10 protein-coding genes are annotated in these 9397 nt (G+C 65.1%); 6 read left to right on the forward strand and 4 right to left on the reverse strand.

Features of this window, described 5'->3' with window-relative positions; genetic code table 11:
- The first annotated feature begins 389 nt into the window (after positions 1-389).
- The gene (locus JOY90_RS38650; protein ID WP_291696333.1) at positions 390-1160 is read left to right on the forward strand and encodes a DUF899 domain-containing protein; all 771 of its coding nucleotides are present in this window, start codon (positions 390-392) and stop codon (positions 1158-1160) included.
- A gap of 80 nt (positions 1161-1240) precedes the next feature.
- Here JOY90_RS38650 and JOY90_RS38655 read toward each other — a convergent pair whose 3' ends face one another.
- Positions 1241-2263 carry a D-cysteine desulfhydrase family protein gene (locus JOY90_RS38655; protein WP_291696334.1) on the reverse strand — a complete coding sequence of 341 codons (1023 nt, stop codon included), beginning with the start codon at positions 2261-2263 and terminating at the stop codon, positions 1241-1243.
- A gap of 225 nt (positions 2264-2488) precedes the next feature.
- Between JOY90_RS38655 and JOY90_RS38660 the strand changes: the two genes are divergently transcribed.
- Entirely contained in the window at positions 2489-3436 is a 948-nt protein-coding gene (locus tag JOY90_RS38660) for an alpha/beta hydrolase (protein WP_291696335.1), read from the forward strand.
- A 216-nt stretch (positions 3437-3652) separates the two neighbouring features.
- Here JOY90_RS38660 and JOY90_RS38665 read toward each other — a convergent pair whose 3' ends face one another.
- Positions 3653-4495 carry an amidohydrolase gene (locus tag JOY90_RS38665; protein WP_291696336.1) on the reverse strand — a complete coding sequence of 281 codons (843 nt, stop codon included), beginning with the start codon at positions 4493-4495 and terminating at the stop codon, positions 3653-3655.
- A gap of 104 nt (positions 4496-4599) precedes the next feature.
- A complete protein-coding gene (locus JOY90_RS38670) occupies positions 4600-5313 on the reverse strand; it encodes a GntR family transcriptional regulator (protein WP_291696337.1) in 714 nt (237 codons plus the stop codon).
- A 156-nt stretch (positions 5314-5469) separates the two neighbouring features.
- Between JOY90_RS38670 and JOY90_RS38675 the strand changes: the two genes are divergently transcribed.
- From JOY90_RS38675 to JOY90_RS38690, 4 genes are all read left to right on the forward strand, one after another.
- Entirely contained in the window at positions 5470-5946 is a 477-nt protein-coding gene (locus JOY90_RS38675) for a copper chaperone PCu(A)C (protein WP_367277057.1), read from the forward strand.
- 81 nt (positions 5947-6027) lie between these two features.
- Positions 6028-7806, forward strand: coding sequence for a PQQ-dependent dehydrogenase, methanol/ethanol family (locus tag JOY90_RS38680; RefSeq protein ID WP_291696338.1), 1779 nt, complete (start codon positions 6028-6030; stop codon positions 7804-7806).
- A gap of 92 nt (positions 7807-7898) precedes the next feature.
- On the forward strand, positions 7899-8402 hold the full coding sequence (locus JOY90_RS38685) for a c-type cytochrome (RefSeq protein WP_291696342.1): 504 nt from the start codon (positions 7899-7901) through the stop codon (positions 8400-8402).
- Positions 8399-9028: a hypothetical protein gene (locus tag JOY90_RS38690; protein ID WP_291696339.1), complete on the forward strand. Its 630-nt coding sequence runs from the start codon at positions 8399-8401 to the stop codon at positions 9026-9028. The genes JOY90_RS38685 and JOY90_RS38690 overlap by 4 nt, the downstream gene beginning before the upstream one ends.
- Before the next feature lie 107 nt (positions 9029-9135).
- Here JOY90_RS38690 and JOY90_RS38695 read toward each other — a convergent pair.
- Positions 9136-9397, reverse strand: a 262-nt coding sequence (locus tag JOY90_RS38695) for an alpha/beta hydrolase (protein ID WP_291696340.1), incomplete at its 5' end; no start/stop codon positions are given.

Here is a 9397-nt window from a genome sequence, read left to right on the forward strand (position 1 = left end):
CCTCGCCCATCGTTCCTGCGAGACTTGACCCCAGCGTCGCGGGATCAGGACCACACGCCTTGGCCGTCCGCGAGAGATCGTTCGTCGGCGCTCCCAAGGAAACGCTGCGACCTCTCGCGGCCACCGCTCCCCGCCTCCACGTTCGTGACGATCGCGAAACGCCCCTCTCGACGAAGCGGGATGGCGGGAGAATGCCACACATTTCGGTAAAAGCGAAGATGGAATATTTTCGTGGGAGGACCTGGACAACACATGCGAATCGCACGGTGGTTTTGCTTCCGCGTGCAGTTCGTAGGGCGGATCAAATCCCGACACACTTGTCACTCTCGGCAATCGATCCGAGCGGCTAGCTTTGGGGCGAAGATAACGACAGGCGAAGAGGAACGAACATGACAACGAGCAAGACCGAACCGCGTCCGATGCAGGTGCCTCCGATCGTGTCAGCCGAGGCCTGGGAGGCCGCGCGCCAGCAGCTTCTTGTAAAGGAGAAATCCGTGATGCGCGCGCGTGACGCGCTCGCCGCCGAGCGCCGGCGGATGCCGTGGATGGCGGTGCAGAAGACCTATGCGTTCGATGGACCGAAGGGCATGGTCAGCTTGCTCGACCTGTTCGAGGGCCGCCGGCAGCTCGTCATCTACCGCGCCTTCTTCGAACCCGGTGTGTTCGGCTGGCCCGATCATGCCTGCCGTGGCTGCTCCCTCGGCGCGGACCAGGTCGCCCACCTCATCCATCTCAACGCCCGCGACACCACGCTGGCCTACACCTCGCGCGCGCCGCAGCCGGACATCGCGCGGCTGAAGGCGCGGATGGGCTGGACGATGCCGTGGTACACCATCACGGACAGTTTCGACGCCGATTTCGGCGTGGATCAATGGCACGGCCACAACGCCTTCATCCGCGACGGCGACAAGGTGTTCCGCACCTACTTCATCAACAACCGCGGCGACGAGGCGGTCGGGACCACCTGGAGCTATCTCGACATGACGGCGCTCGGCCGCCAGGAGACCTGGGAGGATTCGCCGGAAGGCTATCCGCAGACGCCGCCCTACAAATGGTGGAACTGGCACGACAATTACGACGCCGAGGCAGCCCCTCACCCGAAATGGGTCGAGGTGTCCGACGCCGGCGAGGCCGCCTTCCGCAAGAAAGACGGGGAGTGAGATCACCGGGAGCATCCGACGCAATGGCGGACTACGCTTCGCCCAATCCGTCCTCCCGGCTCTGCGAGAGGGAGCACAAATCAAATACCGAGCGCGCGCTGGTAGGCGAACAGCGCCGGCGCGCCACCGGTGTGCAGGAAGACGACGTCCTCGTCCTCGCGCCAACGTCGCTCGCGGATCAGAGCGATCAGGCCCGCGAGGCCCTTGCCCGAATAGACCGGATCGAGTGCGAGCGCCTCGAGCCGGCCGGCGAGCCGGATCGCCTCGATGGTGGCGTCATGCGGCACGCCATAGGCAGGTCCCGCATGCCCCGCGACGACTTCCACGCCTGCTTCGTCGAAGGGAATGTCGAGCAGGCCGGATGCCTCCTTCGCAAACGCTACGACATCGGCGCGCACCCGTTCGGGCTCGGCGTCGATGTCAATGCCGACGATCCGCGTGCCCGGGAGCGCCAGAGCGGCGCCGACGACGAGACCCGCCTGCGTGCCGGCGCTGCCGGTGCAATGCACGATCGCGGCCGGCGTGAAACCCGATTGCGCCGCCTGCGATTCGATCTCGGCGATCGTCGTGGCGTAACCCACGGCGCCCAGCGCATCCGACACGCCATAGGGCACGAAGTACGGCCTGCCGCCTTTCGCCTCGAGGTCACTGAACAGCGCGCGAATGGCAACGTTGCGGTCGCCGGTCCACGGCACGTCATGCAGTTCGGCACCGAACAGGCGGTTGAGCAAGGCGTTGCCGGAGGTCTCGTATTCCGATGTCGGCGGCGCGAGGCGGCCGTGATAGACCACGAGATGGCAGGCCAGCCCGAGCTTCGCGGCGACGGCGGCGACCTGCCGCTGGCTGTTCGATTGCACGACGCCGCCCGAGACGACCGTATCGGCGCCACGCGAGACCGCCTCGTGCAGGACATAGTCGAGCTTGCGCAGCTTGTTGCCGCCAAAGCCGAGCCCGGTCGCGTCCTCGCGCTTGACCCAGAGCCGCGGTCCGCCCAGATGGGCCGTCAGCCGTGGCATCGGCTCGAGGGGAGTTGGCAGACTGGCAAGGCCGAGCCGCGGAAACGCGGCAAGCCGCTCGGATAAGGACCTGCGGTCAAGTGGCATCGTTCCGTCCACCCCTGGCTTGCAGCGACGCGTAATGCGACGGCCGCCTTGTAGCTCAATCGACCGCACCGGACATCACCATTTCAGTTTCTGCAACGGAGTCTCCCAACGGAAGGCCCATTCAAACTCCCGATCAGCACTTATGTGCGTTTATCGTCGCTGGTGCCTCCGATCGGCCTCAGCCGCCCGACGGGACCGAAACCGACCTGGTACAGGAAGACAATGATGAAAACCGGAGCTCTACTGGCGGCTGCAGCCGCGTTGATGGCTGGCCATGCGGCAGAGGCCGCTCCGCTGCAATCCACCACGGCCACGACGACCTATCATCGCGTGACGGCAGACGGCGTCGGCATCTTCTATCGGGAAGCCGGCCCGAAGGACGCGCCGACCATCGTGCTGCTGCACGGGTTTCCCTCCTCCTCGCGCGAATTCGATACGCTGATCCCGCTGCTCGCCCCCCACTATCATCTGATCGCACCCGACTTCCCCGGTTTTGGCCAGAGCGACGCACCGGCGCCGACGTCCTACACGTACACCTTCGATCAGCTCGCAAAGACCACCGGCGATTTCCTCGATCAGCTTGGCATCGACCGATGCACCTTCTTGCTTCACGACTATGGCGGACCGGTTGGCTTCCGCGTCATGCTGACGCGGCCTGAGCGAGTGCAGGCGCTCATCGTTCAGAACGCCAATGCCTACGCGGAGGGCCTCGGCGCCAAGTGGACCGGCATCGCGAAATATTGGGCCGATCCAAAAGCGCATCCGGACGTCGTCGACACGTTCATGTCGTGGGCCGCGACGGAGCAGCGCCATACGCTCGGCACCTCGCATCCAGAACGCTACAACCCGGACACCTGGACCGACGAGTTCGCCCATTTGTCGCGGCCCGGGCAACGCGAAATCCAGGGCGCCCTGCTCTACGATTATCGCACCAATGTCGCCTCATATCCGGCATGGCAGGCCTGGCTGCGCGCGCGCAAGCCGCCCACGCTCGTCGCATGGGGACGCAACGACCCCTCGTTCATCGCGGCCGGCGGCGACGCATACGGGCGCGACCTGCCGGATGCCGAAATCCATCAGCTCGATGCTGGCCATTTCGCCCTCGACGAGCAGAACGACGAGATCGCGCGGCTGATTCTGGAATTCATGAGCCGGCAGCGCGCGAGTCGATGAGACCTGTAGGGTGGGCTAACCCTACTGCGTCATGAGATCGGCAGGGTGGGCTAAGCGGCCACATGCACGTAAGTTCGCCACACGAAGGCAGGAGCGTGCCCACCATCCAAGCCGAGCTGTTGATGCAATGGTGGGCACATCGCTCCGCGCGATGCGAAGCATCGTCGCGTCCGCGCCTTAGCCCACCCTACCGCTCATCATTGCAAGCCGGACTAACTATCCCTTCTTCGGTGACCAGCCATAGGCCTTGGCGCAGGCGCCGCCTATCAGCATGGCGCGCTCGCTGTCGGAGAGGCGGTCGGTCTCGACGAAGGGTTTCACGGCCTGCTCGTAGTTGACGACGGCGAAGGCACGCGTCCAGTCCGTCCCCCACAGGCAGCGCTCGAAGCCCCAGGCATCGAAGACGCGCCCCAGGGGATCCCAGATATCGGGGAACGGATAGGGCTGGTGCGACAGCGTGCAGGCGCCGCTGACCTTGATCACGACGTTTGGACGCTTCGCCAGCGCCAGCACTTTCGGCAGATCGGCCCATGGCTCGGCCGGCGCCGGCGGCACGCGCGGCTGCAGGATGCCGAGGTGATCGAGGATGAAGCGCGTGTCGGGATGGCGATCGATCAGTGCAGCGCCTGTGTCCAGATTGTCCCAGCACAACACGTTCACGGGAAAATCGTGGCGAGCGGCGGCGCGCGCGATGCGGTCGAGCCCGGGATCGTCGGCCGCGCGCTTGCCTTCCTTGGGCAGCATGATGCGGATGCCGACGGTGCCCGGCGTCTTCTTCCAGTCGGCGACGACGTCCGCCACGCCTGGATCGTCCGGGTCGACCGGCTTGACGATGGCGAGGCGGCCGGGATGGGCGCGCGCCACGTCCACCGCATAGCTCGCGTCATAGCGGTACATCGAGAAGGAGGAGATGAAGATTGCGCCGTCGACGCCGACCTTGTCCATCGCCGCCACCATCTCGTCGCCGGTGACGTGATCGGGCCAGTTCGGCACGGTGTGCCAAGGGCGCTTCGGCGTGTTCGCTTCATAAGCATGAACCTGGGAGTCGATGATTGTCATACGCGTGTTTCCTCTCTGCCCGGGAACTCTGGCATCGCGGCAGATCAGTGTCCAGAAGCGCGGCGCACCGCATTCGGCAAGGCTGATCCTCGTGGAGCAATCGCCTACGCCAGCAGCTTCCCGGACGACAACCGGCGCCGCGGCTGCGGCCTGCCGTCGCCGCGCGGCTGCAGGTGACGAACGAACTTGCCGGCGGCCTTGGAAATATGCTCGCGGCTCAGCCGCTCGGCTTCGTTGGCGTCGCTCCTGACGATGGCGTCGAGGATGCCCTCGTGATCGTCCCATACGCTCGCGGACATGCCTTCCAGCTTCTGCAGCAGCTCCGACATCACGCGCCGGAAATACAGCCAATGCGGGCGGACGGTTTCCTCGATCAGCTCGTTGCCTGAAAGATGATTGATGAAGGTGTGGAACGCCATGTCGGCCTCGATCTGGCGCTGCACGAGCCCGCTCCTGGCCGCTTCGCGGCCTGCCACGATAAGGGCCGGCCCTTCCAGGGCCGCCCGATCGCGCGCGCGTTCGGCTGCCAACCGGGCCGCCAGTCCCTCGAGCATGGCGCGGATCTCGTAGAGATCGCTGACGAAACCGGCGTCGATCGGTGAGACGATCAGGCCGCGGCCCGGCGCGCTCTGCACCAGACCGTAGCCCCGCAGCAGCGTCAGCGCCTGCTGGATCGGTTGCCGCGACACTCCGTAGGCTCGCGCCAGATCGTCCTGAATCAACCTCGAACCGGACGGCAGAACGCCGGTCACGATCTCATCCGAGATCGCCTCGACGACCTGATCGACCAGGGAGGGGGAGGATGTGACGACTCGCATCTCGGCTCGCGGCCAATGCCTGTACCACATTTAGGCCAAAAAGCCGTTTAGCATGTCTGCATTCGGAGTACGAGTTCAGAGTTCGAAGCTCCTCCCTCGAGAGAGGAGCCACAGGGGAGCGACGTGCCGGGATCGCGGGATCGGCCAGGATCAGAGGTGAAGGCGGCGTCGACCCGCCTTGGCCTGGCAAGACCCGCAGGGTTCAGTCTGGTTTGCCTCGCCGCCGCCTGCTTGTTGTTCACTACCTGCTTCGGTGCCGCCCGCGCCGAAGGGCTGACGGTCTCGGATGCCTGGACCGCCGCCAGCGACGAGGTCGGCCGCGATATTCCGTTGCTGCTCACCCTTCACAACGAGACAGGCACGCCTGATGCGCTGATGCGCGTCCGCTGTCCGATCGCCAACTTTTCCGAGAAACACACCGTCGATCGCGGCGAAGGCGCGCCTGCGATGCGATCCGTCGCGTCGATCCCGGTTGCCGCGGGCTCGACGCTCATCCTGAAGCCGAACGAATACCACGTGATGCTGCTGCAGACGCGACAGAGACTCATCGCGGGCGAACGCTTCACCTGTACGCTCGCCTTTCAGAAAGCCGGAACAATCGAAACGGAGGTGGAAATTCGCAAATCGCCTTGAGCCTGCCGCCCGCTCCGTTTGCACGACGCGAGCGAGCCAATCCGTCCGATGTAACAAGAATCATTCCTGAGGAGGAAATACATGCACAAGCCTGTCAAATCCGGATTGAAATCGGCCCTGCTGGTGACGGTCGCCGCAGCCGCCCTGTGTTCGATCGTACCGGCACGCGCCGCCGACGACATGACCCAGGAGCGCCTGCTCAATCCCGACAAGGAGCCGGGCAACTGGATCCATCATCACAAGAACTATTCGGCGACCCGTTTCTCCAGCCTGAAGGACATCAACAAGGACAACGTCAAGAATCTCAAGGTCGCCTGGACCATGCATCTCGGCGGCGTCGAGGGCGGCGGCATCTGGACGCATGGCGGCCTCGAAGGCACGCCGATCGTCGAGAACGGCATGATGTACGTCACCGACGGCTGGGGCTCGGTCTACAAGATCGATGCGCATGGCGGCAAGGGCACCCTGCTCTGGAAGATGGACCCCAAGACCGACCACGACTGGGCCGGCGCGGTCGCCTGCTGCGGCGTCGACAATCGCGGCATCGCGCTGTGGGGCGATCTCGTGATCTCGCACACGCTCGACGGCCGGCTGGTCGCGACCAACAAGGAGACCGGGCAGGTCGCCTGGCAGCGGCAGGTCGCCAATCCCGACAAGGGCGAGGTCATCACCGGCGCGCCGCTGATTGTGAAGAACATGGCGATCACGGGCGTCGCCGGCGCCGAGTACGGCATTCGCGGCTGGATCGCGGCGACGGACCTGGCCACCCAGAAGGAGGTGTGGCGGACCTACACCATTCCGGGCAAGGATGAGCCCGGCAGCGACACCTGGAAGGACAACAACGATTCGGCTGCTTCAGGCGGCGGCTCGACCTGGGTGACCGGAAGCTATGATCCCTCTTCCGACACCCTGATCTGGGGCGTCGGCAATCCGGGCCCCGACTGGGACAACCAGTATCGTCCCGGCGACAATCTCTATACCGACAGCTCGCTCGGGCTGGACGCCGCGACGGGCAAGATCAAATGGCACTATCAGCACACGCCGAACGATCCCTACGACTACGACAGCGTCGCCGAGAATGTGCTGGTCGATGTGGCCGGGCCGAACGGCGCCTCGCAGAAGCTCGCGCTCGAGGCCGACCGCAACGGCTTCGCCTATGCGATCGACCGCACCAGCGGCAAGTTCATGTGGGGATTGCCCTTCGTCAAGCAGGTGACCTGGACCAAGGGCATCGACGCCGAGTCGGGCAAGCCGATCGAGTACGATCCCAAGACGCCGGTGCAACGCTACAATGCGGCGGTGACGCCGAGCCGGGACAACAAGGTCACCGACATCTGCCCCGGCAACATGGGCGGCAAGAACTGGCCGCCGACCGCCTACAATCCGGAGCTGAAGCTCTGGTACATCCCGGTGATCGAGAGCTGCAACCGCATCACCGTCGAGGAAGCTGTTCCGGACAAGCTCAAGGCGCGTGAGTTCTGGACCGGCGGCGGGCCGAGCCAGCCGGTGCGGATCACCGGCAGCGTGACGGCGATCGACGTCACGACGGGCAAGCAGGCCGCGAAGTTCGAGACGCCGTTCCCGAATCTCGGCGGCATCCTCGCCACGCCCGACCTGGTGTTCTCTGGGCAGCCCTCGGGCGAGGTGCAGGCGCTCGACGGCAAGACGCTGCAGAAGCTCTGGGAGTTCAACACCGGCGGCGGCGTGAATGCGCCTCCCATGACGTTCTCCGTCGACGGCAAGCAATATGTCGCCATCCTCGTCGGCATGGGCGGCGCCTGGGACAAATGGTTCGTCGATGCGACGCCGGAGCTGAAGAAGATGCAGCCCGGATCGATGCTCTACGTCTTCGGACTCTGACGTGATTGCGAGGAGCGGAGGCCGCGCGCCTCCGCTCCTCTTCTTGAGAAGGTCATATGAAGAATTTCAGAACCGTCCCGTTCGCGTCGTGCATGGCGCTGGTCATGATATGCGCGCCGCTCGCCCTCGGCCAATCGGCTTCGCCGCCGGACCCGGCGGACGCCGGCAAGGCCGTGTTCAGGCGCGCCAACTGCTTCGGCTGCCACAAATGGCACGGCAATGGCGGCGGCGGTTATGGCGGCGACGCGCTGTCGCTGCGCAGGACCGAGCTGGACCGCGAACAGATCATCGAGACCGTCTCCTGCGGCCGACCCGGCACCGGCATGCCCTTCTTCATGCGCGGCGCCTACGACACCGTCAAATGCCACGGGATGACGCGGCAGGAGGTCGGCGACCGCATCCCGCCCGAAGGCGGCACCTTGCTGCGCCAGCCCGACATCGAGGCCGTCGCCGACTACGTGCTCGCCCACATCAAGGGCAAGGGCGAGCCGACCTACGACGAATGCACAGGCTTCTTCGGCAACACGTCCCGGGTCTGCGACATCTACAAGACCGCCGGGGCGCCGGGTTCCGGCACGGAGCCGAGCAAACAATGAGGCCGATCTGCCGCACCATCCTGCCCGCGCTGCTGCTTGTCTGCGGCGCGCAGGCGGCGCTCGCCCAGGCGGAGCCGGTCTACGATCTGCGCGACATCACGGTCGGCATGCCCGTCACCGCGATTCCCGACGCGGGCTATGTCAATCTCGCTTGTGCTGGCGACCCTCAGCGCAAATTGACAAAATGGTCGGACTGGCGCGACTGCGCGGCCGACGCGGACGGCCTGCGCGCGGTACACTTCGAGTTCGATCCGCAGACCAGCCGCGAGGGCACGCTGGTGGCCGGCCACCCGGTCACCCTGACGCTTCGCATCGACGATGCCGGTCGCGTCGCGGGGCTGAACATCGATACCGATGCCAAGGCCCGGCTCTACATGCGAAAGAAGGCCTTCCTGCTCGGCATCCAGGTCAAGTCGCGCTATGGCGATGACGGATGGACCTGCGCCGAGCTGCAACCGCAGGCCGGCGAAGGGCCCGTGGGCGGGGTCTATGTGAGGGAGAGTTGCAAGAAGCTCCTTCGGAATCGGGCCGTCGTCGTCGAGCGCGAATTGTTTCGGCGTCTGGACCAGGCACCCAAGGATTTCGTCGACCAGACGCGTGTCAGCATCACGCGCGAGACGAAATAGCCATGTCGCGGCAGCAGCGATGCCCGCCTCTGCTGTTGGAGAGATCGGATTGCGCAGCAATCCGTCGCCCGGTTGACGTTTTTTCATGAGGCGATGCAACACGCCGATCACAGCCTCTTCTCGGCGAACGCATTGATCGCCGCCGCAAGGTCTTTCGGATTTTCCAGTTGCAGGCTAGACTTGGCCTCGACCGAAAGGATGTCGACCTCGGTCCTGGTCCAGAATTTCGCGACGTCCTTGGCGGCCTCCGGCGTCATCTCGGCGCTGCGGGTGCCGCGGATGAACGCAGTCGGGCACGTGACGGCCGCGGCATATTTCTTCAGATCGATCAATTGATGCGTCAGGCCTTCGGCGACCCGCACCGGATCG

It is taken from the genome of Bradyrhizobium sp., assembly GCF_019242285.1.
Classification (GTDB): Bacteria; Pseudomonadota; Alphaproteobacteria; order Rhizobiales; family Xanthobacteraceae; genus Bradyrhizobium.